We start from the raw sequence: 24,738 nt of genomic DNA, 5'->3' as shown, positions 1-24,738 counted from the left end.
CATTCACCCCACGTGAATGATCGGGTAGATAGATGAAACAAGTAGGTCTCCGGACTTCAGCGCCATATTTAATTTATGGACATATTCACCTTCCCACATCATTGCAGTGGTGTAAGTCGATATCGACTTAAAAAATATGCTTTACATTGTTACCGTTGCGGGGGCAGTGCCGGACTTTCACCAGCTTCCCTAAAGCATTAATAGCTTACACTTGCTTCCAATTGAACGCAGTATAAAGTGGCGATTTATTTCATACAATGTCATTTAGCCCAATTCCCAGAGAACTTTTACGCAAGGGGCAAAAATTGCATTACAATGGCGCTTATTTTAAGAAATGGTTGTAGTTTAGGCAGATCATGAGCCCATCAAACCAAAAACGTATACGAGCGAAAATCTGTGGAATTACTCGTCCTCAAGATGTTCAGTCAGTAGTTGCGGCTGGAGCAGATGCAATTGGTTTTGTATTTTTTCCGCCAAGTCCAAGACATGTCACACTCGAGCAGGCACAAGAACTAGTTAAACTTATTCCTCCTTATGTACAACTTGTTGGTTTGTTTGTGAATGCAAGTGCTACTGAGATTCAGTCAGTACTTGATTGTGTTCCCCTAGATGTATTACAACTACATGGCGACGAAACTCCAGAACAATGTCAGGAGATAGCTCGCCATTGTAAGCGTCGCTGGTATAAAGCGATTCAGGTTAAGCCTGATCTTGATGTTATTGCTGAAATTCAAAAATATCAGGCGGTTGGAGCCAGTGCTGTCTTGCTCGATGCGTGGCATCCTGAGCTTAAAGGGGGCACAGGACATCAGTTTGACTGGTCTAAATTTCCAAAACTTGATATTCCATTAATCTTGGCAGGTGGTTTAACCCCTGACAATGTCATTGACGCTATTCATACTACCGGTGCTTTTGCAGTAGATGTGAGCGGAGGCGTAGAGTCCGCAAAAGGTATAAAAGACCAACAACTCATTGAACGATTTATGCAAGGAGTCCAACGTGGATCAGCAAAACAATGTGATTGACTATACACAGTACCCAGATGCTGCAGGGCATTTCGGTATCCATGGCGGACGTTTTGTGTCAGAAACTCTAATGGCGGCATTAGAAGATTTAGAAAATCTATATTCCCGCATGAAAAATGATGAACAGTTTCTGGCAGAATTCGACCGCGATCTCGCCTACTATGTAGGTCGTCCTAGTCCACTTTATTATGCTGAGCGATGGTCAAAAGAGTTAGGTGGTGCACAAATTTACCTGAAACGTGAAGACTTGAACCATACAGGCTCACATAAGGTAAACAACACGATTGGTCAGGCGCTATTGGCAAAGCTTTCTGGTAAAAAACGTATTATTGCTGAAACTGGTGCTGGGCAACATGGTGTGGCAACAGCAACGATAGCAGCGCGTTTAGGCCTTGAATGTGTTGTTTATATGGGTGCTGAAGACGTTAAGCGTCAAGCGATGAATGTTTATCGTATGCGTTTGTTGGGTGCAACAGTTGTGCCTGTACAGAGTGGCTCTAAAACACTTAAAGATGCCATGAACGAAGCGATGCGTGACTGGGTGACCAATGTTGATAGTACTTACTATGTGATTGGTACGGTGGCAGGTCCCCATCCATATCCCCAACTTGTACGTGATTTCCAGTCAATTATTGGTCGTGAAGCGCGTAAACAGATTTTGGAACAAGCGGGTCGCTTACCAGATGCATTGGTTGCTTGTGTCGGTGGCGGTTCAAATGCAATGGGCTTATTCTACCCATTCTTAAACGATGCCAATGTGAAAATGTATGGTGTTGAAGCTGCTGGTTTTGGTATTGAAACTGGTAAACACTCTGCGCCTTTAAATGCAGGCCATGTTGGTGTGTTACACGGTAACCGTACTTACTTGATGAGTGATGAGCAAGGTCAGATTATCGAGACACACAGTATCTCGGCAGGGTTAGATTATCCGGGTGTTGGTCCTGAACACAGCTTCTTGAAAGATATGAAGCGCGTTGAGTATGTGCCGATTAATGATACAGAGGCTCTACAAGGCTTCCGTGATTTAACCAAAATTGAAGGGATTATTCCTGCTCTTGAAAGCTCACATGCCATGGCTTATGTCTCTAAGCTTGCACCGACTATGTCTAAAGATCAGATTATTATTGCGACCGTTTCAGGTCGTGGTGATAAAGATTTAATGACTGTTGCGCGCATTGATGGCGTAGAAATGGTTGAGATGTAAGCGGGAATAAAAATGCCAAGTCTGTTTATGGTGATGTTGGGCGGGCGTCATGCACGCGCTAATACAGAAGTTCATGATGTTGTCATGGCTGTAGGAGATACTTTGGAAGAAGTTTATCCTCAACTTAAACAGGCTTGGTTTGGTGAGGCTCAAGGATTACATATTGATGCTTGGGCTAAGCTTTCTGGTGTGGCTTCACAAGGTGAGAATTATCAAATTCATTTCACTGATGCAGCACCAAAACCAGATGACTTAAAGTTATATTTAATTAATCTGGGGGGATATAATGCTCATGAATTCGGTGAACTTCACCGTTATGAGTTTGTTGTTGCGCCCAATGCTGTTATTGCAAAACAATTGGGTAAACAATTTATAGATCAACAGTGGCAAAAAGCGCATACAGATCGAGTCATTGATATTGATGACTGCTTAGCGATAGATTGTGTAGCAGGGCGCTATATTCATTTAATAAAAGGCGATTTTGCTGCAACAGTTTGGGAAAATACGTATTTGACCGTTGTATAGGTCATTTGAAATCTAATATTCATATGGAAGTGGGTAAATGGATTTAATTCAAGAAAATGGACAGCCTCGTTATGGGCGTTTTGAATCTGTACCGTCAACCATTCATGTACAACATTATATTTATAAAACCCCTTATGGTAAGGTCTTAAAAGGCTGGCGTAAGCAATTAAAATACAAGAAATTTAAATTCTGTGGTATTCAACATAAACATTATAGTATTGGTCTGGCCATTGCGGATATTGGCTGGGTCGGTCACGGGTTTTTCTATATTTATGATCATGAAACCCAGCAGGTAATTGAATGGAATGCGATTCAGCCTTTAGGTCATAAAACCTATCTTGATGAACAACCATTGTTTAATCAAAGTTATTTTTCTAAATCGCCTTATCAATTTGATATTCAGCATGCGAATGGTGTGCGGTACATTCGAGTCACTAAATATGGTGAGATTAAACTCAGTGCTCGGATTTTTTGTGCTGGCACCGATATATTAAGTTTATGTACACCGACAGGAATTAATGGTTGGACTTATACTCAAAAGCAGACGACGCTGGGTGTAGAAGGGATGTTTATTAATAGACAAAACCAAGTTGTACAATTTGATGAAAAGACTTTTGCATCTTTAGACGATACTTGTGGTTTTTTGCGACCTGAAACAGCTTGGTTTTGGCTTTCATGTAATTTCTGGGATGAACAAGGCAGACGTATTGGCCTAAATTTAGCTTCTGGCGTTAATGAAAGTTTTGGTAATGAAAACTGCTTATGGATTAACGGAGTTTTATTTCCACTGACTGACGTTTTATTTGAAAAAGTAAATGATGAACTTTGGCAAATTAGTTCTCTAGATCAAAAGCTTAATCTCCAAGTGCATATTGGTTGGTGTAGATACGAAAATATTAATTTAAGAATGATTGGAAGCCAGTTCAATCAGTGGCAAGCTAAAATTAGTGGCACTATTGAGCATGAGGCAACCGATATAATCAATTGCAATGAGCAATATGGTTTATTAGAACAACATTACGCAAAATGGTAACAAGCAGGTTATAAACCTGCTTGCCAGAATGCTTCGCCAGCTGCAATTGGGTCATTTGTCTTTTCGAGTGTTTCAATCCAAACAGGATATTGACGAATTACCGGATGCTGACTTGGATGAAAATCTTTTTTAAACCAGTCTAGATATTGGCTTTTCATGGCTGTTAATGTGCCATTTTTACCGAAAAACCAAGGCAAACCTTTAAGTGTCATCAACAGTCTTTCTCTAGAACTAAAACCATCACATTTCAACATGACATTGGTACGATAAAGCGTAAAACCAAACATTAATACTGTTGTAGCCACTAATACAAAGCGACGTGTTGACTCAGGCACTTCACCGACTTGTTTCATGACGTCAAAAGCAACATCCCGATGCTCCATCTCTTCAATGGCATGCCACGCAAACAGTGCTCGAACATACGGATGTGCATTTTCCAATGTTTTTTTGTTGCTATAAAACGTCTCTGCCATTAAGGCTGTTAAATGTTCGGCAGCAGCAGTCATGGCAATGTTGTATTGCGGTGAGCGTTTTGTCAGTTCAAAACGGAAAATCCTTTTCAGCGTGGTTGTGAACTGGTCAACGGGCATGCCTTGCTCTTTCATGATCTGATTCATTTTGTCATGAGCAATACCATGTTGAGCTTCTTGTTTAATAAAGTCCACAACTCGTCTTTGTAGTTCTGGATCATCAATTTTGTCACGGAACATACGAACACATTCAATAAAATAACGCTCTCCATCTGGAAAGGTTAAGCTGAGTGCATCAAACATACGAGTCAAAAAAGGATCATTATTAAACCAAAAGCGAGGTGCTTCGTTTAAATGAAAATCTAGATCTTTACGAACCACTGGATCGACCTGATAAGAAACATGTGCGTTCATATTCTTATTTCTCGCATCTAACTTGTTCACTAGTATGTCGCGACTGGTCGGCTTTGTTTTGACAGTTATTGCCAATTTTTATACAGTTTACGACAAGGTGGTAGTAAAAAAAGGATGCGCCATGCAGGAATTTACGATTTCAAATGGTTATTTTTACCTTTGGAATACTTACTTAAAAGAAAAGGGGATGGACTGGCAGGCATTAAATCTAACAGATGTTCAAGTTCGCCAAGTTCAAAACATTTTATCTGCATCTATCGATGCTCAATCACCTTTAACTTTTTTTCTTGAGCTTTTAGAGCTGACCGAATCTCGACTACAAGTTTCCAATTTAGCTTTGGAAATGGCAACTTGTATTACACCTGCCAATTTTGGTGTATTGGGATATATGGCATCCCGAAGTGGTAGCTTTGCAGAGGTTCTTGAATATATCATGAAGTTTCACCGTCTGGTGATTGACGGTGAGCAAGTCGTGCCTATGCAAATCGAGCAAGATGTTTCTAAAATTCGTTTGTATTGGCCGTTGGTTGATGACAGTAATATCATACTTTGTGAATTGACCTTGGCAGCTATGGTACAACTTGCTAAACAAATAGCCCCACTGCATGATTTTCTCTTGCAACAAGTTGAGTTTGTGCACAGCGCACGTGGTCCGTTAGTGCACTATCAGCGTTTCTTTCAATGCAAATTATCATTTGGAAAACCTTACTATGCATTAACTTTTGCAAGTGAAGGACTAAGTATTCGCCCTCAACATGCAGACCCGACCTTAATGCAACTTTTGGTGAAACAGGCAGAAGAGGCGTTAGCTCAGCGTAAAATACAAACAGATTTAGCTCAGCAAATACATTGGATCGTGCATGAATATTTTAAGCAAAGACAGCAAGCGCCTAAAATAGAAGATATTGCCATCGAGTTGAATATTTCAGTACGAAGCTTACAGCGCCAGCTACAGTCATTAAACACTTCATTTAAATTAATTTTAGATGCAGAGCGCATGAGACGTTGTGAGATATTACTCAACCAAAATACAAGCCTCACTTTAATTGCTGAACAGTTGGGATATTCGGATCAGTCAGCACTTGCACGGGCTCATAAAAATTTGACAGGACAAACCTTGCTGACAAGAAAAAGACAATTACAGCTAACCAATAAAAATGCAGTGAAATAGGCATTTTTGGATGGTTTTCTATTCAGATGACGATCTAATAATGGCTCGAAAATAGGAAGCTTTGATCATTGAGAAAAGTTTCAAAATATTGATAAATGTACGCCATGGGTTGTATGAATCATACAATCGAATATCGCCATAACGTTAGACCTGTTCAATGGACAAAAAATAGCGTTAAAATGCGATGTTCTTGTATTTCTACAAACAACTCCTCAATTTTAAATAATTCAAGGAAAGCACAACCCTATGTCACGTCTTGCCACCCGTTTTGAAAAGCTTAAGTCCCAACAACGTAAAGCGCTTGTATCTTATGTTATGGCGGGTGATCCACAACCGCAAGTAACAGTTCCGTTACTGCATAAAATGGTTGCGGCAGGAGTAGATGTCATTGAGCTTGGTTTACCATTTTCAGACCCAATGGCTGATGGTCCGGTAATTGCGCTTGCAGCTGAACGTGCGCTTGCAGCAGGGACTAACACATTAGATGCTCTCAATATGGTAAAGGAGTTCCGTGAACAGGATCAGGATACACCTGTTGTTTTAATGGGTTATCTGAATCCGGTTGAAGTGATTGGTTACGAGAAATTTATTTCTCATGCGAAACAGTGTGGTGTAGATGGCTTATTGCTGGTGGATTTACCGCCAGAAGAGTCAAAAGAGTTTGGTGCTGTGTTGAAGCAACATGACATGGATCAAATCTTCTTGCTCGCGCCAACATCTACAGACCAGCGCATTCAACATGTGGCAAATCAGGCAAGTGGATTTATCTACTATGTTTCACTCAAGGGTGTAACAGGAGCAGCAACACTAGATACGGCAGAAGCTGCTGCACGTATTCAGAAAATCAAAAATGCCACTGATATTCCAGTTGGTGTTGGTTTTGGTATTAGTGATGCCGCTTCAGCAAAAGCAATGGGTAGCGTTGCTGATGCTGTGATTGTAGGTAGTGCTTTCGTTAAAAATTTTGCAACGTTGGCAGCGGATGACGCTGTTGAACAGACGGTGAATAAAGTCAAGGAGCTTCGAGCAGCGCTCGATGAGTTAGTATGAATCAAGAAGTGAAATCAGGGAAAGTTCTTAGCCCTTCGACACCATGGACAAAACGTCCGGTTCCAGGTATTGAAGTCGCAAATGAGCAACAAATTCTCAAAGCAACATTTACTGAGCCAACGATTGAATGCCCTGAATGTCATGCTCTAGTGACACGTACAGCAATCTCTTTCAATGCGTATGTTTGTCCACAGTGTGATGAACACTTACGTATGAAAGCTCGTGATCGTTTGAACTGGTTCTTCGATAATGTCGTGACTGAATTGGGTCAAGAGTTTAGCGCGAAAGATCCATTAAAGTTTGTCGACACTAAACCATATCCAGACCGTATGCGTGAAGCGCAAAGCAAAACTGGTGAAACAGAAGCTTTAATTGCAATGCAAGGCAATTTAAATGGCGTGGATATGATTGCATGTGCTTTTGAGTTCGACTTTATGGGCGGCTCTATGGGTACTGTAGTGGGTGACCGTTTTGTTCAGGCTGCTGAACTTGCTATTGCAAAACGTCAACCATTAATCTGTTTCGCAGCTTCTGGTGGCGCACGTATGCAAGAAGGCATGTTGTCACTTATGCAAATGGCACGTACTTCAGCGGCGATCCAAAAATTAAAAGATGCAGGCTTACCTTACATCGTGGTGTTAACACATCCGGTTTATGGTGGTGTAACAGCTTCTTTAGCAATGTTAGGTGATATTCATATTGCTGAACCGAAAGCGATGATCGGCTTTGCAGGTAAACGTGTAATTGAACAAACTGTACGTGAAACATTGGAAGAGCCATTCCAACGTGCTGAATATTTGCTTGATCATGGCGTAATCGATCAGATTGTTCATCGTCATGCTTTACGTGATACTGTATCTCGACTTGTATCGAAATTGATGAACTTACCTTGAATCAACAAGCTCCACTTTCAATAGACTCTTTAGATACATGGCTCAATTATTGGAGCCATGTTCACGTTACAGGGATAGATCTTGGTCTGGAACGTGTAATTCCTGTGGCAGAAAAGCTGGGCGTAACTCAGCCTACTGCTAAAGTTTTTACAGTAGCCGGAACGAATGGTAAAGGCTCAACGACAACTATATTAGCTGCTATATTAAATGAGCAGGGTTATAAAGTTGGGTTATATCAGTCACCCCATATCTATCGCTTTAATGAACGAGTCAAATTAGGTGGAGTCGAAGTCGATGATCAAAGTCTGATTGATGCTTTTGTTCAAGTCGATCAGGCTCGTCGCGATTGTGATTTAAGCTTATCTTTTTTTGAAGCAACCACTTTGGCTGCTTTTGTCATTTTTAAACAGCAGCAATGCGATGTATGGGTGCTCGAAGTCGGTTTGGGCGGGCGCTTAGATGTTGTTAATGTAATTGATCCCAATGTTGCGATTATTACTAATATTGGCCTAGATCATACCGATTGGTTAGGCGATACCATTGAAAAAATTGCTTTTGAAAAAGCAGGTATTATTCGTCCACAAATTCCGGTTGTCTTTGCTGGCGAACAACTTCTACCTCAAGCAATTCAAGATAAAGCAGAAAGCATACAAGCAATTTTATATACCGTTAATCGTGATTATTTTTATAAACTCGCCGATGATGGGCAAAACTGGTACTTTGCTTCAGAAGGAACCACTTTAAAGCTTCCTTTAGGCCATTTAGCCATCGAAAATATTGCGGGGGCGGTTGCAGCCATTTTAAATAGCGGACTTGAAATTTCTCAGTCTGCTTTAGAAAAAGGTATTCAAGCTGCACGCTTAGCAGGGCGTTTTGAACAGCGTCAAGTGGAAGGAAAAACAGTAATTTTTGATGCCGGACACAATCCACATGGTGTTGAATTTTTGTTAAAGCAATTGCGAAATTTCTTAGAATACAATAAACAGTACACAGAAGTTGTCGCAGTATTTTCAATGCTGGCAGATAAAGATATAAAATCAGTAGTCGATTTATTGAAACCTACTGTTTTACATTGGAAAATTGCTGAGTTGAATGTGCCGCGTGCTGCATCGATTCAGCAACTCAATGATGCCTTGCAAGGTCAGACAGTACAACAATATGGCAATATCAAAGAGGCATTTAAATCAGCGCTTGAGCAAACAAATAACAATCAGCTGATTTTGGCCTGTGGTTCGTTTCATACTTTAGAAGCGATTTGGGAGTATTTGGAAGAATGTCAATGAATAACAAACAACGCTGGATGGGTGGTGTTGTTTTACTGGGTGGTGGTGTTTTATTGGCAGCATTACTTCTAAAAGGAAATGAAGAAATAAAGCAGGTTGAAGTTCAACCATCCGCATCTACATCACCAAAAACTCAAACTAAGCCAAAGCAAGCAACCGAAGGACAAATGGTACAACTACAACCTCTAGCGGTTGATGTTGCAACAGAAAAGCGTTTGCTAGAAGAACAACGCCGTTCGCGTGAAAAGGCTGTTGCAGAACAGGAAGCACGCGCAGCTGAGTTTTTAGCCATGCAACAGCAAGCTGAAGCCGATGCTGCTCGTAAAGCAGCTGCCGAATATGCTGCGATTAATGCACGTCGTACCGCTGCTCAAGAAAGTTCAGACAATATTCCGCCGGAAGTTGTCGGCAGTGATGGCAAAGTAAAAAGTCCACAAACTGATGTGAAGAAAAAATCTGTAGATAGTGCAAAAGCAGAAGCAGATAAAAAAGCGGCTGATGCCAAGCGCCAAGCAGAAGCTGATAAGAAAGCATCAGATGCTAAACGCCAAGCAGAAGCAGATAAAAAAGCAACTGAAGCAAAACGCCAGGCAGAAGCAGATAAGAAAGCAGCTGAAGCAAAACGTCAAGCAGAAGCAGATAAGAAAGCAACTGAAGCAAAACGTCAAGCAGAAGTAGATAAGAAAGCAGCTGAAGCAAAACGTCAGGCAGAAGCAGATAAGAAAGCATCAGATGCTAAACGCAAAGCTGAAGCCGATAAAAAAGCTGATGCTGAAAAAGCGCGTGAACTGCTGGAAAATGGTGATAAAAAGTGGATGGTGCAAGTTGCATTGGCTGCTAACCAAGCAAATGCAGATGCAGTTGTTTCTAAATTACGAGCTAAAGGCTACAAGGTAACTACGAGCCAAACCAGCAAGGGAATTCGTATTATGGTTGGACCAGCGAAAGACCGTGATACAGCAGATGCAGCCCGTAAGAAAATTACTTCTGATTCAAGTTTAAATATGAAATCGGCTTGGGTAATTGACTGGGTACCGCTTGATCAGCGATAACGGCTGATCATCCCCTAAATCAAATCAGGAACACTTCAAAGGCTTTATTCTTGTGAGGAGTGTTCCATTCAATAGGGGATCTTGAAGATGAATACAACGATCAAAATATTAGAACAATTTGTTTTTGCACAAGATTCAGGGATTAGCGCGCTGTCTGGGGTTGTTTGTGTGGGGGATGATGTTTATTTTGTTGGTGATAATCTCCCTTATTTATTAAGAATCAATCGAACCCAGAACATGGCCGATGCAACGGTCTTTGAAAAAATTCCGTTATTTGATCCTTCAGAGCAAATACCGCTAAGTGCATTAAGCAAAGAACGGAAGCCTGATTTTGAAGCTTTAACCTCCATAAGTTGGAACGGACAATCACAGCTTTTGGTGATGGGCTCGGGTTCTACAGAAAATCGAAAACGAGCATTACTCTATAACCCTGCCAATGATCAGGTCAGAACTTTCTTGGATGCGGTTGATTATGATTTTTTGCAGCATCAGGTTGAATTAACAGGCGGGGCTGATCTCAATATAGAAGCCATATGTTCAGCCCATCGTTATCTCTATATCTTTCAACGTGGTAACATAAATCTCCATCATGGGGTTTTAGTCTTTGATTTAATCAAAATTCAAGCAGGAAAATCCTTAGAAAATGCACTTATACATTCGCTCAAACTGAGCTTAGCTGAGCTTGATGGTTCAGCAAGTGGAATTTCAGATGCTTGTTTTTTAGCGGATAAAAATTTGATTGTTGCTACAGCTGCGGTCGAACAAACACTCAATACCTATGATGACGGTGCTGTCTTGGGAAGTTTTATCTTGGTGTTTTCGCTTGAGGGTAAAGCTTTAGCGGCTCATTTGATTCGAGATGCGAAAGGACAGACGCTGCCAATCAAGGTTGAAGGGATTACTTGGTTTGAGTCGAGATCCGATGGCGAAGTATTTTTATTAGTGACAGACAGTGATGGTGGTGATTCTGAAATTTTGAAGGTATTACTTAGCAATGCCGCTTTGGGAAAATCATAAAGTTAAATCATATTTTTGATGGTCATCTATCTTTAAATGTATGTTTTTCGATGTAATTGATAAGAATGAAAACAATAAATAAGTTGGTGATTGAGCCAACTTATTTGCCTAAAAATCGCGTTTGTATACAAAAGCAATCCAGTCTTTAGCTGCTGGAATTCGACAGTTGCTGTTGAGTCCATTTTACATTTTCAGGTGTAAATAGGCGGTCAATGTTTTTCCAGATAATATGGTAGCCATAACCACCTTGTTTCATTTCTTTGACCGCATCATCAATTGCCCAATTCTCAAAAATAATACGATACATGGCAACACTGGCTCCTGTACGGTCTGAACCATGGTAGCAGTGTAATAAAACACGTTGATTATTCTGTTTGGCAATCTTAATTTGTTGCATGACTTCTAATAGATCTTGTCGGTCAATTGCCCATGTGTTGATAGGAATATGTACAAGATTAAAATTTTCATTTTTAAAAACTAAATCATCTGCCGCTTTGGCTCTTAGGTTAATAATAGTTCCAATTTGATGGCGTTTTAACTCGGGAACCATCGTTGCATCGGGTTGTTCACTGCGAAAAACATCACCACTAATTTGATAAAAGTTATGACTCTGAGAGACTAAAGTACCCCAATCTTGTGGTCTATGTTCATGAGCAATACTTTCATGCTGCATACATCCCTGTAAATTTATACAGATGACAAGTGTGATGAGTGATAATTTTTTCATGTTTGATACCGGTTAAGCTCATAAAGATCATGAGCACAAATTATTTCAATCGTTGGCTCATGTTGAGCTAAATGCTGCAAGTGTTTGAGATTAACAAGACGTTTCTCATTATCTTCTGCAAATGTTTTTTCCAGCACACTAAGTGATCTTAATTTATTTTTAGGGTTTAACTCTAGGTGTGAGTAGTACGCATCTCCACAAAATAATAACCATTGATTTTGTTGCTTTATGGCAATGCCACAATGACCAGCTGAGTGACCCAATAAAGGCACCATTAAAATTTCATCTTGAAACAGAGGAAAGCCCTTTACTTTTTCGAGGTTAAACCATGCTTCACCTTGCTGATATTCAACGAAGTTCCAGTAGCGATGGTCTTTGTATTGATTGTTTCTGTAGCGAAGTTTTCCCTTAAAATTTGGTAGTTGAGCCGCGTTATATTCTGCCGCTAAAACATGAACTGTGGCATGAGGGAAATCTGAAATTCCACCTGCATGATCAAAATCAAGATGAGTGACAAAAATATGTTGTACATCCTTAGGATTAAACCCGAGCTTTTGGATTTGCTGGATGGCACTAAACTCAAGGTTAGTCTCAATTTTGCCTAAACGTTGGACTAATGAACCTAGTCGCTGCTTCATATGTAGATAATCTTGCAGCCCAAAGCCTGTATCAATAAGTACAAGGCCGCGATCGGTTTCAACCAGAAGGCAATGGCAGACGACTTCAGCCCGGAAGCCTTTTTGTCCAAAGAGTGGGGCACAAACTGGGCACATGCTGCCGCACTTTAAATGATGAATTTTATGGATCATGATTTTTATTTTTTATACCGAATCGCTTCGAGTTATAACTGATCTGGGCAGTAAAAACCATGTGTATTCAATACATAAATAAAAAGCCATCACGTTGGATGACTTTTTAGAGTGTGATATTTACTTAAGATTTTCTAAAAATTTGGTACTTGCTTCGCATATCCTGTTATGAACTTTTTAACTGGTTGCGTACGTGTCGCTGACAGTTTTTATTCGAAAAGTTTCGAATGTTTGCATACTCGTTTCACTTGTCTTGTAGCGAAATTTTCAAATGCTTGCCTACGCGCTTCGCTTGTCTTGCGCTTCAATTAAAGCCTTTTTAAAGGCTTTAATCTTGCTCAGGCTGTGGTGTTAAGCGTAAATAAGGTTTAACCGCTGTATAGCCTTTAGGGAAGCGCTGTTTAATTTCTTCTTCATCTTTAAGTGATGGCACAATAACGACATCTTCACCTTGTTGCCAGTTCGCTGGTGTCGCTACTTTATGCTTGTCAGTTAATTGTAATGAGTCAACAACACGTAAGACTTCATTAAAATTTCGGCCTGTTGAAGCAGGGTAGGTAATGATTAAGCGAACTTTTTTATTTGGATCAATAATCACTAATGAACGTACTGTCAGTGTTTCACTGGCATTTGGATGAATGAAACCATATAGCTCAGAGACTTTGCGGTCTTTATCGGCAATGATTGGAAAATTTACAGTCGTGTTTTGTGTTTCGTTAATGTCATTGATCCAGCCCTTATGAGACTCTACATCATCTACTGACAAAGCAATCGCTTTAACATTACGTTTTTCAAATTCATCTTTTAATTTTGCTGTGTAACCTAACTCTGTTGTACATACGGGTGTATAGTCGGCTGGATGTGAAAATAAAATTCCCCAACTATCCCCTAGAAAATCATAAAAATTAATTGTGCCTTCACTCGATTCTTGTTGAAAATCGGGGGCTGTATCTCCTAATCGTAGTGTCATGATCGTTCCTCAATTGGTCATAATTTGTTATTCGATCCAATGAATATGCAGCATTATCTTTATGATTAAAATTATTGTTTTTGTATTTTATTATGAGTTTTTTATATAAGTGTAAATATATATGACTAAAACTCACTATTTTATGTGCTTAATCAATGTAACTTTAAGGTAAATTTGCTAAATTAGATTTCTCGGAAGTTATGCTTAATAGATGAGCGTTAATGTTACGTTTTTAGGGGCAGAGCGCATTACGGGGGACTAGGTGAATGATAAAACCATTCGTCTAACTATCAGATTTTTTTTAGGGGTTTTGTGCAAAACCCTTGTACTTCAAATTTCTGGCACCATAATAAACGACTGAGAAAAAGTTTATTCATTTGACCAAGCAAGATTTAGAGAGTTTATCCATGTTGGCAAGTCTGATCGGAGGTATCTTCGGTACAAAAAATGAGCGCGAACTCAAACGCATGCGCAAAATTGTTGAGCAAATCAATGCGCTCGAGCCGACGATATCAGCTTTAAGCGATGCAGACTTATCTGCAAAAACTCCAGAATTCAAACAACGTTATAATAATGGCGAAAGTTTAGATAAATTACTTCCAGAAGCGTTTGCAGTGTGTCGTGAAGCTGCCAAACGTGTAATGGGCATGCGTCACTATGATGTTCAGCTTATTGGTGGTATTACCTTACATGAAGGTAAGATTGCCGAAATGCGTACCGGTGAAGGTAAAACCCTTATGGGTACTTTGGCGTGTTATTTAAACGCATTAAGTGGCGAAGGCGTTCATGTCATTACTGTGAACGATTATTTGGCACAGCGTGATGCTGAGTTGAACCGCCCATTATTTGAATTTTTGGGTTTATCTATTGGTACGATCTATTCAATGCAAGGTCCGTCTGAAAAAGCGGAAGCTTATCTTGCTGATATTACTTATGGTACCAATAACGAATTCGGTTTTGACTACTTACGTGACAACATGGTGTTTTCTTTAGCAGAAAAGAAACAACGTGGCTTGCACTATGCCATTATAGATGAAGTTGACTCAATCTTGATTGATGAAGCACGTACACCATTAATTATTTCTGGTCAAAGTGAAGACTCTTCGCATCTTTATGCTGCAATCAACACGATTCCCCCTAGATTACGTCCGCAAAAAGAAGAAAAAGTCGCAGATGGCGGGCATTTCTGGATTGATGAAAAACAGCGTTCAGTTGAAATGACCGAAATTGGTTATGAAACTGTTGAGCAAGAACTTATTCAGATGGGCTTGTTGGCTGAAGGTGAAAGCTTATATTCAGCAACGAATCTAAGCCTTGTTCACCATGTGTCTGCTGCTATTCGTGCACATTTCTTATTCCAACGCGATGTTCACTATATTATTCATGATGGTGAAGTCGTGATTGTTGACGAACATACTGGCCGTACAATGCCGGGCCGTCGTTGGTCAGAAGGTTTGCATCAAGCAGTTGAAGCGAAAGAAGGTTTGGAAATTCAGCCTGAAAACCAGACTTTAGCGACCACAACATTCCAGAACTATTTCCGTCTATATAAAAAGCTTTCAGGTATGACAGGTACTGCTGATACTGAAGCTGCGGAAATGAAAGAAATTTATGGCCTTGATGTTGTGATTATTCCAACTCACCGCCCAATGGTACGTAATGACCAAAACGATTTAATTTATTTAAACCGTAACGGTAAATATGACGCGATTATTCAGGAAATTACGAATATTCGTGAGCAAGGTGTGGCACCGATTCTTATTGGTACAGCGACCATTGAAGCTAGTGAAATTTTATCTTCTAAGTTAATGCAAGCTGGTATTCATCACGAAGTGTTGAATGCAAAACAACATGAGCGTGAAGCTGACATTATTGCTCAAGCGGGTAGCCCGAATGCAGTAACGATTGCAACGAACATGGCGGGTCGTGGTACAGACATTATCTTGGGTGGTAACTGGAAAGCAAAACTTGCCAAACTTGAGAACCCTACTGCTGAAGATGAAGCACATCTGAAAGCACAATGGGAACAAGACCATGAAGATGTATTGCAATCAGGTGGTTTGCACATCATTGGTTCTGAACGCCATGAATCACGTCGTATTGATAACCAGTTACGTGGTCGTGCGGGCCGTCAGGGTGACCCTGGTGTTTCTCGTTTCTATTTGTCTCTTGAAGATGACCTTATGCGTATTTTCGCAGGTGACCGCGTAGTCGGAATGATGCGCGCGATGGGTCTACAAGAAAATGAAGCGATTGAACACAAAATGGTGAGTCGTTCAATCGAGAACGCTCAGCGTAAAGTTGAAGCTCGTAACTTTGATATTCGTAAAAACTTATTGAAATACGATGATGTGAATAATGAACAACGTAAGATCATTTATTCACAACGTGATGAAGTGTTAGCTGAAAATACCTTAAAAGAATACGTCGAAGAAATGCATCATGAAGTGATGAAAGGCGTGATTGCTAACTTTATTCCACCTGAGTCAATTCATGACCAGTGGGATGTTGAAGGTTTAGAGAATGCTTTACGTATTGATTTGGGCATTGAGCTACCAATTCAGGAATGGTTAGATCAAGATCGCCGTCTGGATGAAGAAGGTTTAGTTGAGCGAATCAGTGATGAAGTGATTGAACGTTATCGTCAACGCCGTGCTCAAATGGGTGATGAATCAGCAGCAATGCTTGAACGCCACTTCGTTTTAAACTCTCTTGATCGTCATTGGAAAGATCACTTAGCTGCAATGGATTACTTGCGTCAAGGTATTCACTTACGTGGCTATGCGCAAAAGAATCCTGAACAGGAATACAAGAAAGAAGCTTTCAACCTGTTTGTAAATATGCTTGGTATTATTAAAACTGATGTTGTGACTGATTTGTCTCGTGTACATATCCCAACACCAGAAGAACTTGCAGAAATGGAAGCTCAACAGCAGCAGCAAGCTGAATCGATGAAGCTTTCTTTTGAACATGATGATGTAGATGGTTTAACAGGTGAAGTTACACTTTCTCAAGAAACCATGAACGAGTCTGCCGATCAGCAAGCTTTCCCTGTTCCAGAAAGTCGCAATGCGCCATGCCCATGTGGATCTGGATTAAAATATAAGCAGTGTCACGGTAAGATCTAATCTGCCTTCACAAAAAAAGCAGAACAATTGTTCTGCTTTTTTTATGTTTGTAGTAAGCCTGTGAATAATGTTTGCAGTTTTAAGCATTAAATGCTATTTACTTCTCATCCAGAGTGTATGTTGGAAAGACAATGAAAAAAGTATTACAACCTTTATTTTTAACTGTTCTTGCTGTCCCTAGTTTTGTTTTCGCAGCAGAAGCAGCTTCAGCCCCTCAAACGACAACGGTTGATAAAGTACTTGCAGCAAAAGGGCCAACTTCGGCTCAAGCTGTAGTGAAGCAAGAAAATACAACAGTGATTAGCCCGCGTACAGGTATTCGCTATACGTTAGGTAACACAGGTAATCGCCCAATTATTTTACAAACTACTGCGATTGCTCCGGCAAACTCGGCAAACATTAATCGTATTGTGGCAACTAACCCTGCTTTATCTGTGAAGAGCCAAGAAAAAGCAAAAGTGGCTTTAATTGGTGAAGCAGCTGTAGCAGGACCAGCGGCAGTTGCAGCAAGCAATGTAGCAGCTCCAGCTGTAACAAATAGCGTTACACCAGCAAATCCAGCATCAATAAATTAAGTCATATATTTATAAAAAAAGCCGGTCAATAATGAACCGGCTTTTTTTATATAAGAATTTCTAGTTTTTAAATCTGATTATTCACATCATCATTTTTTGTTTCACGAATGAATAAGAAAGCGATGAGTGATAGAAGTGATGCCGCAGTAAGATAATAACCAACTGCATATAAACCATAAGTTTCAGCAAGTTTAGTGGCAATGAGTGGAGCAAAAGATGCACCAAAAATACCTGCCAAGTTAAACGTTAATGCTGAACCTGTATAACGAACTGAGGTTGGGAAAAGTTCAGAAAGAACAGTGCCAATCGGACCATAGGTCAAGCCCATAATCGACAAGCCTGTACATAAGAAGAGAAAGACGATTAACGTATTTCCAGACTCTAACATGCTAGAGAAGAACAAACCGAAAATTGCAGCAGCAATACAAACACCAATCGAAGTGGCTTTACGACCAAATTTTTCTGCAAAAATAGCAGATAAAGGAATGAATGCAGCAAAGCACAGTGTGGCAAAGAGTTGAAGTTCTAGGAACTCACCACGCGCATAGCCAAGTTTAGTGGTTCCCCAGTTTAAGGCAAATACCGTCGTAAGATAGAACACCACAAACGTACAGATTGCTGCAATCGTACCAAGTACAAGTTTGCCTGTATGTTTAGTTAAGACTTCTTTAAATGGAATATTTACTTCTTTTTGCTTATCCAAAACTTTTTGGAATGCTGGAGTTTCATGGAGCTTTAAACGGATATATAAGCCAACAATCACTAATACTGCACTTGCAATAAAGGGAATACGCCAGCCCCATTGCATGAATGCCTGCTCAGGAATGGCTGCACCCAATAATAAAAATGAACCTGTTGCCAAAATAAAGCCAATTGGAGCCCCTAGTTGTGGGAACATGCCATACCATGCGCGTTTACCCTCAGGTGCATTCTCTGTTGCAAGTAATACAGCACCACTCCATTCACCACCTAAACCTAAGCCTTGCCCTAGACGACATAGAGCCAATAGTAAAGGCGCAGCAAGACCAATTTGTGCATACGTTGGAAGTAAACCAATACATACTGTTGAAATACCCATGGTGAGCAAAGCTGCAACTAGAGTGGCTTTACGACCAATACGGTCTCCTAAATGACCGAATAATGCTGCACCGATAGGGCGAGCAATAAAGGCAATGGCGAAGGTTGCTAAAGATTGTAAGACTGCGGCACTGCCACTACTAGCAGGGAAAAACAGGTGAGGAAAGATAAGTACTGCGGCGGTTGCATAGATATAAAAGTCGAAGAACTCAATGGTTGTACCGACTAAACTTGCAAACAAAACCCGCGCTTTTGAATTAGTGGCCACTGCCGGAGCAGCAGTCGCAGAGGTTGACTCCATATAAGACCTTATATCAGTTAAAATTTATTTTTAATTTACTATTCTTTTTAAAGACATATTTTTCTAAAAGAATAGCGTGAAAGAACATCATCCATGACTCTTTCAGGATCACTGAATAAGAGTGAAAAATGAACTAAACAATGTACCAATAGATCGCAAGAAAGTGTGCTCCTGCACCTAAAAGCACAAAAATGTGCCAGATCGCATGGGTATATCTTACCTTTTTTAACGCGTAAAACAATGCTCCAACCGTATAAGCTAACCCGCCAATAATCAAGAAAATCAATGCGTCTTTACTCAAATAAGTACGCATATCATCCATTACAAAAACAGCAAGCCATCCCATTACAATATAGGCCAGCAAAGAAATTTTTTGAAAACGATTAATAAAAACTAACTTGAAAAGTGTACCAATTGCAGCAATGCTCCAGAGTGCAATAAGCAGAATATGGGCTTTTTGTGTAGGAATCGCGATGCTTAAGAAAGGGGTATATGTCCCAGCAATTAAATAATAAATAGCAGTGTGGTCTAGTTTCTTATACCAATAACGTAGATTTTGTGTTTGAGCAAAGTGATAGAGAGTTGAACTCGTGAAAACCAGAATTAGACTAAATGAGTATACCCATAAACCCACCCACTGAGCAGTTGGAAGATAAGATCCCTTCATAATTAAAAAGATAGAAGCAATAACTGCCATAACGACACCAGCTCCATGGCTATAGGCGTTAAGTAGTTCTTCTTTAGGATCGTAAGTTTCCAGCACAGATTTACTCATGAGTTTAATTTTTTTGATTAAAAATACAAATGTATAGAAATACAAAACAGTCGTAAAGTTATTTTATTTTTAATCCTAGACCCTTTAAACTTCTATTTTATATGAGTCTTCATTTTTTAGGTATATCCGTGTCGGTTTTCTCCTTTGAGCAAGAACAGCAATTCTTTTATGAAATCAAACAAATGCTTGATGAGCAGACTTTTGAGCGTTTGATTTTGAGCCAATATAAAGGAGAGTTGGAACAACTGGAAAAAATCACTTTCCGTGTTGTAGAGTTACATGGACAAAAACAGCTTTCGGCTTTATATCACTATACGACCCAAGATGTGACCAAAAATTATTCATTTGAAGAAGGCTTAGAACAGATTGCAGCGCTTTTAGTGCAGTGTAAGCAAGCGAACTTATTTTCAACTACTCAAGAAATCCAACTTAAAAAAAATAAGAAAAAAGCCCTATTAAATATAGGTAAAAAACAGGCCGTAAATGCGACACAAACGGTTCAGACACATGATCGTGAAAAGCAACGCTATGTACAGCAGGGCAATGCATTTCTAAAAGAGCTTGGTATTACCGATGAAAAAGGCCAAATCATTCCAAGCATGGCCCGCAAATGGAAACAGATAAATAAATTTATTGAAATTTTTGCGAGTGCCTATGAACAGATTGATGCATCTCAGCAAGAACTACGGATTGTCGATTTCGGTTCAGGTAAAGGCTATTTAACTTTTGCTTTATATGATTATTTGCAAGAACAACAAAAAACACCTCTAATTACCGGTGTTGAATTACGCCCAAATCTGGTTGAATTCTGCCAAAAAGTTGCAGATAAAGTTGATTTCAATCATTTAGACTTTTTTGAAGGTGATGTACGTAGTTATCAACCGGAAAAGTTGGATGTCATGATTGCTTTGCATGCTTGTGACATTGCTACCGATTTTGCGATTCATACCGGCATTCGTTTAAATGCATCAATGATTATGTGTGCCCCATGTTGCCACAAAGAGTTACGCCCACAATTACATAGTCCCGAAGTTTTACAGCCAATGCTCCAATTTGGAATTCATGCTGGTCAGCAAGCTGAAATGTTGACTGATACATTACGTGCATTACTTTTAAAAGCTTATGGCTATGAAACCAAAGTTTTTGAGTTTGTATCGCTGGAACATACCAGTAAAAACAAAATGATTCTGGCGACTAAGCGTAAGGATGTTACTCAGCCTGATGCCAAGATCATGGCTCAAATTCAAGCCTTGAAAGAAATGTATGGTATTAAAAAACAAACTCTAGAATTGTTACTACAAGACCAGTTGCCTATCGAGAATATTGGTTGTAAGTGCTAAGCAGGTTAACCCATGTATAAAATTATAGAGGGTGGTTGGGAGCAGCTTGAGAAAGATGCCAAGCTCATTCGTGAGCAGGTTTTTATTCAAGAGCAGGGAATTGCCCCTGAAGATGAATGGGATGATTTAGATGCCACAGTTTTGCACTTTATTATGTATGACCGTGAGCAACCCATTGCGACAGCGCGATTGTTGCCACAGCATAGTGTCGGGCGGGTAGCTGTCTTAGTACCTTATCGCAAGCGAGGGATCGGCAAAATTTTAATGCAGCATATTATTGATTACGCGCGTTATCATAAATTGCCTTATCTAAAGCTTTCAGCTCAAACTTATGTGACCGCGTTTTATGAAGCATTGGGCTTTGTGGGTCAAGGCGAAGAATATCTAGATTGTGGTATCCCACATATTGATATGACTTTAGAGTTAAATTGAGACTTCTTTTTAGAAATCTCAATTTGGCATTATTTCATTGCATTCCAGCTTTTAATGGCTTGTAAACCTGTTTCCATGCCAACTTCATAGCTATAGCGAAGCTTTTTCGGATTAGTACTTAAACGACCTGCCATATTCTTAAGGGGTGGCGGGCAAACTTCTAAAATTTGTTGCTCTGGATTATTGCTACGTACAAAATCCACTGAAGCATTATATCGAGCACAACGGCTACGTAAGCTGTTTGCAAAACCATAATGATGTTTAAACGCATATTTCGCGAGGAATTGATCCCCTCTACTACTGGCTTTAAAGTAATTTTTCGGGCGAGTGCGTAAAACTAACAGTTTTTTGACATCACTTTGCTGAGCCGTCCAGCGAACAGGTAAGGCATCTGCAACGCCACCATCAAAGTATGGTTCACCCATAATATCGACGGGATGACGCGTTAAGACTGGAATTGAGCTAGAAGCACGAAGTGCATTTAGTAAGTTGTCTTTACCAGCACGAAGATATTCAGCATGACCTGTTTTGGCATGCGTTAATACCATATAAAAATCAGGATTTTTGGCAAACAGACTTTGCTGATCAAGCGGATGCTCTTGCTCGCCAATTTCCCACATCCATTTTAAATCAAGTAAATCACCGCCTTTAAAGAAGCGTTTGTAATCGATAAATTCAGGACGGAGTGAGTGATCAATATAAAACGTTAAAGTGCGGCCTTGCTGACCTGCTAAATAATTTGCAACGTTGGTTGAACCAGATGATACGCCAACATATAAATCGAAAGGGTTGAACTGCTGCTGTAAAAAAGCATCAAGTACGCCACTGGTAAAGGCACCACGCATGCCTCCACCCTCTACAACAAGTGCATTACGGGAAAAATCTGTCATTTGATATCTAATTACTGAGTTGAGTTCTGATGTTCTTTCATATCCATTTCAGACATGTTGTCACTATGTTGAGCGTGTTGCTCTGTGGAATTTTCAGCTTTTTGCTGCATTTGCTCTTGTTGTGCTTTGCGCTGAGCCCCTGGCATATAGTCAGGTTCATTGCTCATCGCTAAATAGAAAAAGCCAAGGAAAATCGCACTCAAAACACCAACGATCAGAACAAATTTCCAACCTAAAATTGCTGACTCGGAAGAATTTTTATCGGACATAAGGATTTCTCGAATGTGCTTTAGAAGCACAAAAATGAAGTCTATTTATAGCATATTTAGGCAGGAGGCTGAAATCTTAAAGGTCATAAAGAAAAACCCATATAAATAAAATATATTTATATGGGCAAGGTTTATACAGTTTTTAAATATCCAATAAGTCTAAGTTATTGAATATTTTGCTTCTGCTCAGCTTTGGTTTTTAGCAAAGTTGGAGGTGTAAAACGGTCACCATATTTGGCAGCTAATTCTTCTGCTCGCTTCTGTGCTTTATCAGTACCATATTGGTTGAGGAATTGAATGGCTCCACCCGTCCAAGGTGCATAACCAATCCCAAAGATAGAACCGACATTGGCATCAATCACAGACTCCAATACGCCTTCTTCATAGCAACGTAATGTATCTAAAGCTTGTACAAATAGAATGCGATCAATCATGTCTTGCTCAGAAATATCATGATCTTTTTGCCAGCGGTTTAAACCTCCCCAAAGGTGCTTTTTACCATTTTCTGGATATTCATAGAAACCAGCGCCAGTCGCCTTACCTTTACGGTTTAGCTCATGAATCATGGTATGAACGACCTCATCGACAGAGGTCTTAGGCAAATCTTTACCTTCGGCTTGTAGGGCTTTACGTGCTTCACTGGCAACATGTTCGGTTAAGGTTAAAGATACTTCATCTTGAATAGCGAGTGGGCCTACAGGCATGCCTGCTTTAAGCGCTGCCATTTCAATACGCGCTGGATGAACACCTTCGGCAAGTAAGCGCATACCTTCTTGAATAAAAGTACCAAACACACGACTGGTAAAGAAGCCACGGCTATCATTGACAACAATCGGCGTTTTTCCAATCTGTTGTACAAAGTCGTAGGCTTTGGCAAGTGTGTCGCTTGAAGTGTTTTTACCTTTAATAATTTCGACCAACTGCATTTTGTCGACTGGGCTAAAGAAATGTAGTCCAATAAACTTCTGGGCATCTTTACTCGCCGTTGCCAAACCTGTGATTGGTAGGGTGGAGGTATTTGATGCAAAGATTCCACCTTCAGCTAAATATTGTTCAGCTTCTTGAGTAACTTTGGCTTTGAGCTCTTGGTTTTCAAATACAGCTTCAATAATTAAGTCACAGCCTTGTAAATCTTGTGCTGAGGCAGTGGCTGTAATGAGGGATAAGACTTGGTCGCGTTTTTCTGCGGTCATACGGCCTTGTGAAACGCGTTTATCTAAAAGTTTTTGTGAATAGGCTTTGCCTTTTTCAGCATTTTCAATAGAGACATCTTTTAGTACAACAGGAATGCCTTTAATTGCAGTCGAATATGCAATACCCGCACCCATCATACCTGCGCCTAGCACACCAACTTTGGTTGCTTGCCATTTTGCAACATCGGTAGGGCGGCTAGCACCAGACTTAATCGCATTTAGACCATGCCAGAAAGTACCGATCATATTTTTAGAGATCTGACCCGTGGTGAGTTCGGTGAAGTAACGAGATTCGATGCGTAAAGCGGTATCTACATCGACCTGAGCACCTTCAACTGCTGCCGCCATAATTGCTTCAGGAGCAGGGTAACAACCTTTAGTTTTGTCTCTTAACATGGCTGGGGCAATAGCAAGAACTTGAGCAACAGCTGGAGTCTTTGGATCGCCACCCGGAATTTTATAACCTTTGACATCAAAAGGTTGTTGAGACTTAGGATTGGCTTTTATCCAAGTAATCGCTTTATCTAAAAGCTCTTGTTCGTTTTCAGCAGTGTCATGTATCAGACCTAAAGATTTTGCTTTATCAACACCGAACTGCTTGCCTTCCATTAAAAATGGGAATGCGTTTTGTAAGCCAAGCAGGCGTACCATGCGGACGATACCACCGCCACCTGGTAAAAGGCCTAAAGTGACTTCAGGTAGGCCGAATTTACTTTTTGAGTCATTAATGGCAATGCGGTGATGGCAACTTAATGCGATTTCCCAACCGCCACCAAGCGCTGTGCCATTTAAGGCTGCAACGACTGGAATACCTAATGTTTCAATGGTACGTAAATGGCCTTTTAATTTTTCAACCATGCTGAAAAAATCAGTGGCATGTTCAGGCTGAACCTGAATAAGCTCATCTAAGTCGCCGCCTGCAAAGAAAGTTTTTTTGGCTGAGCGGAAAATAACACCCGCAAGTGCTGTTTCTGCTTTTAGTTTTTGGGTTGCTTCATCAAGCGAGTCACGAAACTCGGCATTCATGGTATTTGCAGATTGACCTGTTGAATCAAGCGTTAAAATGACAATGTTATCGGCATTTTTTTCGTATTGGATTGCACTCATCTTTTATA

At 40.1% G+C, this 24,738-nt stretch carries 23 protein-coding genes and 1 riboswitch; of the genes, 14 read left to right on the top strand and 9 right to left on the bottom strand.

Going from position 1 to position 24,738, the window contains the following annotated elements; genetic code table 11:
* Nucleotides 1-23 precede the first annotated feature (23 nt).
* A riboswitch (cobalamin riboswitch) is annotated at nt 24-230 on the bottom strand.
* Nucleotides 231-356: 126 nt separating this feature from the next.
* The 4 genes from AC07M3_RS13250 to AC07M3_RS13235 are packed head-to-tail and all read left to right on the top strand — an operon-like array spanning nt 357 to nt 3,787.
* Nucleotides 357-1,025 carry a phosphoribosylanthranilate isomerase gene (locus tag AC07M3_RS13250; RefSeq protein WP_494567509.1) on the top strand — a complete coding sequence of 223 codons (669 nt, stop codon included), beginning with the start codon at nt 357-359 and terminating at the stop codon, nt 1,023-1,025.
* Nucleotides 1,000-2,229, top strand: a complete 1,230-nt coding sequence (gene trpB, locus AC07M3_RS13245; RefSeq protein ID WP_003655197.1) for a tryptophan synthase subunit beta — start codon at nt 1,000-1,002, stop codon at nt 2,227-2,229. Before AC07M3_RS13250 ends, trpB begins: the two co-directional genes overlap by 26 nt.
* A gap of 12 nt (nt 2,230-2,241) precedes the next feature.
* Nucleotides 2,242-2,754, top strand: a complete 513-nt coding sequence (locus AC07M3_RS13240) for a DUF1543 domain-containing protein (RefSeq protein WP_494567508.1) — start codon at nt 2,242-2,244, stop codon at nt 2,752-2,754.
* Nucleotides 2,755-2,791: 37 nt separating this feature from the next.
* The gene (locus AC07M3_RS13235; protein WP_494567507.1) at nt 2,792-3,787 is read left to right on the top strand and encodes a DUF2804 domain-containing protein; all 996 of its coding nucleotides are present in this window, start codon (nt 2,792-2,794) and stop codon (nt 3,785-3,787) included.
* Nucleotides 3,788-3,795: 8 nt separating this feature from the next.
* On the opposite strand, the gene AC07M3_RS13230 is transcribed toward AC07M3_RS13235, so the two are convergent.
* The gene (locus AC07M3_RS13230) at nt 3,796-4,671 is read right to left on the bottom strand and encodes a metal-dependent hydrolase (RefSeq protein WP_005050101.1); all 876 of its coding nucleotides are present in this window, start codon (nt 4,669-4,671) and stop codon (nt 3,796-3,798) included.
* 121 nt (nt 4,672-4,792) lie between these two features.
* Here AC07M3_RS13230 and AC07M3_RS13225 point away from each other — a divergent pair, with 121 nt between their 5' ends.
* The 6 genes from AC07M3_RS13225 to AC07M3_RS13200 all read left to right on the top strand — a co-directional run bounded on the left by AC07M3_RS13225 (nt 4,793) and on the right by AC07M3_RS13200 (nt 11,137).
* Nucleotides 4,793-5,842, top strand: a complete 1,050-nt coding sequence (locus AC07M3_RS13225; RefSeq protein ID WP_494567506.1) for an AraC family transcriptional regulator — start codon at nt 4,793-4,795, stop codon at nt 5,840-5,842.
* Between the two features lie 246 nt (nt 5,843-6,088).
* Nucleotides 6,089-6,892: a tryptophan synthase subunit alpha gene (gene trpA, locus AC07M3_RS13220; RefSeq protein ID WP_017392444.1), complete on the top strand. Its 804-nt coding sequence runs from the start codon at nt 6,089-6,091 to the stop codon at nt 6,890-6,892.
* Nucleotides 6,889-7,785, top strand: coding sequence for an acetyl-CoA carboxylase, carboxyltransferase subunit beta (gene accD / locus AC07M3_RS13215; protein WP_017392445.1), 897 nt, complete (start codon nt 6,889-6,891; stop codon nt 7,783-7,785). The genes trpA and accD overlap by 4 nt, the downstream gene beginning before the upstream one ends.
* A complete protein-coding gene (gene folC, locus AC07M3_RS13210; RefSeq protein ID WP_494567505.1) occupies nt 7,782-9,068 on the top strand; it encodes a bifunctional tetrahydrofolate synthase/dihydrofolate synthase in 1,287 nt (428 codons plus the stop codon). Before accD ends, folC begins: the two co-directional genes overlap by 4 nt.
* The gene (locus AC07M3_RS13205) at nt 9,059-10,120 is read left to right on the top strand and encodes an SPOR domain-containing protein (RefSeq protein ID WP_209735037.1); all 1,062 of its coding nucleotides are present in this window, start codon (nt 9,059-9,061) and stop codon (nt 10,118-10,120) included. Before folC ends, AC07M3_RS13205 begins: the two co-directional genes overlap by 10 nt.
* A gap of 87 nt (nt 10,121-10,207) precedes the next feature.
* Nucleotides 10,208-11,137 (top strand): DUF6929 family protein, encoded by a 930-nt coding sequence (locus tag AC07M3_RS13200; protein ID WP_209735038.1) that lies wholly within the window; start codon nt 10,208-10,210, stop codon nt 11,135-11,137.
* A 145-nt stretch (nt 11,138-11,282) separates the two neighbouring features.
* Here the strand turns inward: AC07M3_RS13200 and AC07M3_RS13195 are convergent, their stop codons facing one another.
* The 3 genes from AC07M3_RS13195 to AC07M3_RS13185 all read right to left on the bottom strand — a co-directional run bounded on the left by AC07M3_RS13195 (nt 11,283) and on the right by AC07M3_RS13185 (nt 13,643).
* Nucleotides 11,283-11,864, bottom strand: coding sequence for a dual specificity protein phosphatase family protein (locus AC07M3_RS13195; RefSeq protein ID WP_209735039.1), 582 nt, complete (start codon nt 11,862-11,864; stop codon nt 11,283-11,285).
* Nucleotides 11,861-12,673, bottom strand: coding sequence for an MBL fold metallo-hydrolase (locus AC07M3_RS13190; RefSeq protein ID WP_494567504.1), 813 nt, complete (start codon nt 12,671-12,673; stop codon nt 11,861-11,863). Before AC07M3_RS13190 ends, AC07M3_RS13195 begins: the two co-directional genes overlap by 4 nt.
* A 328-nt stretch (nt 12,674-13,001) precedes the next feature.
* Nucleotides 13,002-13,643, bottom strand: a complete 642-nt coding sequence (locus AC07M3_RS13185) for a peroxiredoxin (protein ID WP_000175334.1) — start codon at nt 13,641-13,643, stop codon at nt 13,002-13,004.
* A 407-nt stretch (nt 13,644-14,050) separates the two neighbouring features.
* On the opposite strand from AC07M3_RS13185, the gene secA reads away from it, so the two are divergent.
* On the top strand, nt 14,051-16,771 hold the full coding sequence (secA, locus tag AC07M3_RS13180) for a preprotein translocase subunit SecA (RefSeq protein ID WP_092708684.1): 2,721 nt from the start codon (nt 14,051-14,053) through the stop codon (nt 16,769-16,771).
* Between the two features lie 131 nt (nt 16,772-16,902).
* Nucleotides 16,903-17,346 (top strand): hypothetical protein, encoded by a 444-nt coding sequence (locus AC07M3_RS13175; protein ID WP_375037729.1) that lies wholly within the window; start codon nt 16,903-16,905, stop codon nt 17,344-17,346.
* A 67-nt stretch (nt 17,347-17,413) separates the two neighbouring features.
* Here the strand turns inward: AC07M3_RS13175 and AC07M3_RS13170 are convergent, their stop codons facing one another.
* Nucleotides 17,414-18,724, bottom strand: coding sequence for an MFS transporter (locus AC07M3_RS13170; RefSeq protein WP_494567503.1), 1,311 nt, complete (start codon nt 18,722-18,724; stop codon nt 17,414-17,416).
* Nucleotides 18,725-18,857: 133 nt separating this feature from the next.
* Complete coding sequence (gene trhA / locus AC07M3_RS13165) at nt 18,858-19,499, bottom strand: PAQR family membrane homeostasis protein TrhA (RefSeq protein WP_494567502.1); 642 nt, start codon at nt 19,497-19,499, stop codon at nt 18,858-18,860.
* Nucleotides 19,500-19,627: 128 nt separating this feature from the next.
* On the opposite strand from trhA, the gene AC07M3_RS13160 reads away from it, so the two are divergent.
* Nucleotides 19,628-20,839 (top strand): class I SAM-dependent methyltransferase, encoded by a 1,212-nt coding sequence (locus tag AC07M3_RS13160; protein WP_494567501.1) that lies wholly within the window; start codon nt 19,628-19,630, stop codon nt 20,837-20,839.
* A gap of 12 nt (nt 20,840-20,851) precedes the next feature.
* Nucleotides 20,852-21,271 (top strand): GNAT family N-acetyltransferase, encoded by a 420-nt coding sequence (locus AC07M3_RS13155; RefSeq protein WP_494567500.1) that lies wholly within the window; start codon nt 20,852-20,854, stop codon nt 21,269-21,271.
* Between the two features lie 29 nt (nt 21,272-21,300).
* On the opposite strand, the gene AC07M3_RS13150 is transcribed toward AC07M3_RS13155, so the two are convergent.
* The 3 genes from AC07M3_RS13150 to AC07M3_RS13140 form a co-directional block, all read right to left on the bottom strand.
* Nucleotides 21,301-22,161 carry a patatin-like phospholipase family protein gene (locus AC07M3_RS13150; RefSeq protein WP_494567499.1) on the bottom strand — a complete coding sequence of 287 codons (861 nt, stop codon included), beginning with the start codon at nt 22,159-22,161 and terminating at the stop codon, nt 21,301-21,303.
* A gap of 11 nt (nt 22,162-22,172) precedes the next feature.
* The gene (locus tag AC07M3_RS13145; RefSeq protein ID WP_004638947.1) at nt 22,173-22,430 is read right to left on the bottom strand and encodes a hypothetical protein; all 258 of its coding nucleotides are present in this window, start codon (nt 22,428-22,430) and stop codon (nt 22,173-22,175) included.
* A 164-nt stretch (nt 22,431-22,594) separates the two neighbouring features.
* On the bottom strand, nt 22,595-24,730 hold the full coding sequence (locus AC07M3_RS13140) for a 3-hydroxyacyl-CoA dehydrogenase NAD-binding domain-containing protein (protein ID WP_494567498.1): 2,136 nt from the start codon (nt 24,728-24,730) through the stop codon (nt 22,595-22,597).
* Between the last annotated feature and the right edge of the window lie 8 nt (nt 24,731-24,738).

This window comes from Acinetobacter sp. GW821-FHT09D10, assembly GCF_059416285.1.
This window is presented reverse-complemented; position numbering and strand designations above follow the sequence as displayed.

Bases quoted from the DNA above. Each gene is read 5' to 3' on its own strand.
- AC07M3_RS13250 (WP_494567509.1), top strand. From the start codon at position 357: ATGAGCCCATCAAACCAAAAACGTATACGAGCGAAAATCTGTGGAATT.
- AC07M3_RS13240 (WP_494567508.1), top strand. From the start codon at position 2,242: ATGCCAAGTCTGTTTATGGTGATGTTGGGCGGGCGTCATGCACGCGCT.
- AC07M3_RS13235 (WP_494567507.1), top strand. From the start codon at position 2,792: ATGGATTTAATTCAAGAAAATGGACAGCCTCGTTATGGGCGTTTTGAA.
- AC07M3_RS13230 (WP_005050101.1), bottom strand. From the start codon at position 4,671: ATGAACGCACATGTTTCTTATCAGGTCGATCCAGTGGTTCGTAAAGAT.
- AC07M3_RS13225 (WP_494567506.1), top strand. From the start codon at position 4,793: ATGCAGGAATTTACGATTTCAAATGGTTATTTTTACCTTTGGAATACT.
- trpA (WP_017392444.1), top strand. From the start codon at position 6,089: ATGTCACGTCTTGCCACCCGTTTTGAAAAGCTTAAGTCCCAACAACGT.
- accD (WP_017392445.1), top strand. From the start codon at position 6,889: ATGAATCAAGAAGTGAAATCAGGGAAAGTTCTTAGCCCTTCGACACCA.
- AC07M3_RS13205 (WP_209735037.1), top strand. From the start codon at position 9,059: ATGTCAATGAATAACAAACAACGCTGGATGGGTGGTGTTGTTTTACTG.
- AC07M3_RS13200 (WP_209735038.1), top strand. From the start codon at position 10,208: ATGAATACAACGATCAAAATATTAGAACAATTTGTTTTTGCACAAGAT.
- AC07M3_RS13195 (WP_209735039.1), bottom strand. From the start codon at position 11,864: ATGAAAAAATTATCACTCATCACACTTGTCATCTGTATAAATTTACAG.
- AC07M3_RS13190 (WP_494567504.1), bottom strand. From the start codon at position 12,673: ATGATCCATAAAATTCATCATTTAAAGTGCGGCAGCATGTGCCCAGTT.
- AC07M3_RS13185 (WP_000175334.1), bottom strand. From the start codon at position 13,643: ATGACACTACGATTAGGAGATACAGCCCCCGATTTTCAACAAGAATCG.
- secA (WP_092708684.1), top strand. From the start codon at position 14,051: ATGTTGGCAAGTCTGATCGGAGGTATCTTCGGTACAAAAAATGAGCGC.
- AC07M3_RS13175 (WP_375037729.1), top strand. From the start codon at position 16,903: ATGAAAAAAGTATTACAACCTTTATTTTTAACTGTTCTTGCTGTCCCT.
- AC07M3_RS13170 (WP_494567503.1), bottom strand. From the start codon at position 18,724: ATGGAGTCAACCTCTGCGACTGCTGCTCCGGCAGTGGCCACTAATTCA.
- trhA (WP_494567502.1), bottom strand. From the start codon at position 19,499: ATGAGTAAATCTGTGCTGGAAACTTACGATCCTAAAGAAGAACTACTT.
- AC07M3_RS13155 (WP_494567500.1), top strand. From the start codon at position 20,852: ATGTATAAAATTATAGAGGGTGGTTGGGAGCAGCTTGAGAAAGATGCC.
- AC07M3_RS13150 (WP_494567499.1), bottom strand. From the start codon at position 22,161: ATGACAGATTTTTCCCGTAATGCACTTGTTGTAGAGGGTGGAGGCATG.
- AC07M3_RS13145 (WP_004638947.1), bottom strand. From the start codon at position 22,430: ATGTCCGATAAAAATTCTTCCGAGTCAGCAATTTTAGGTTGGAAATTT.
- AC07M3_RS13140 (WP_494567498.1), bottom strand. From the start codon at position 24,730: ATGAGTGCAATCCAATACGAAAAAAATGCCGATAACATTGTCATTTTA.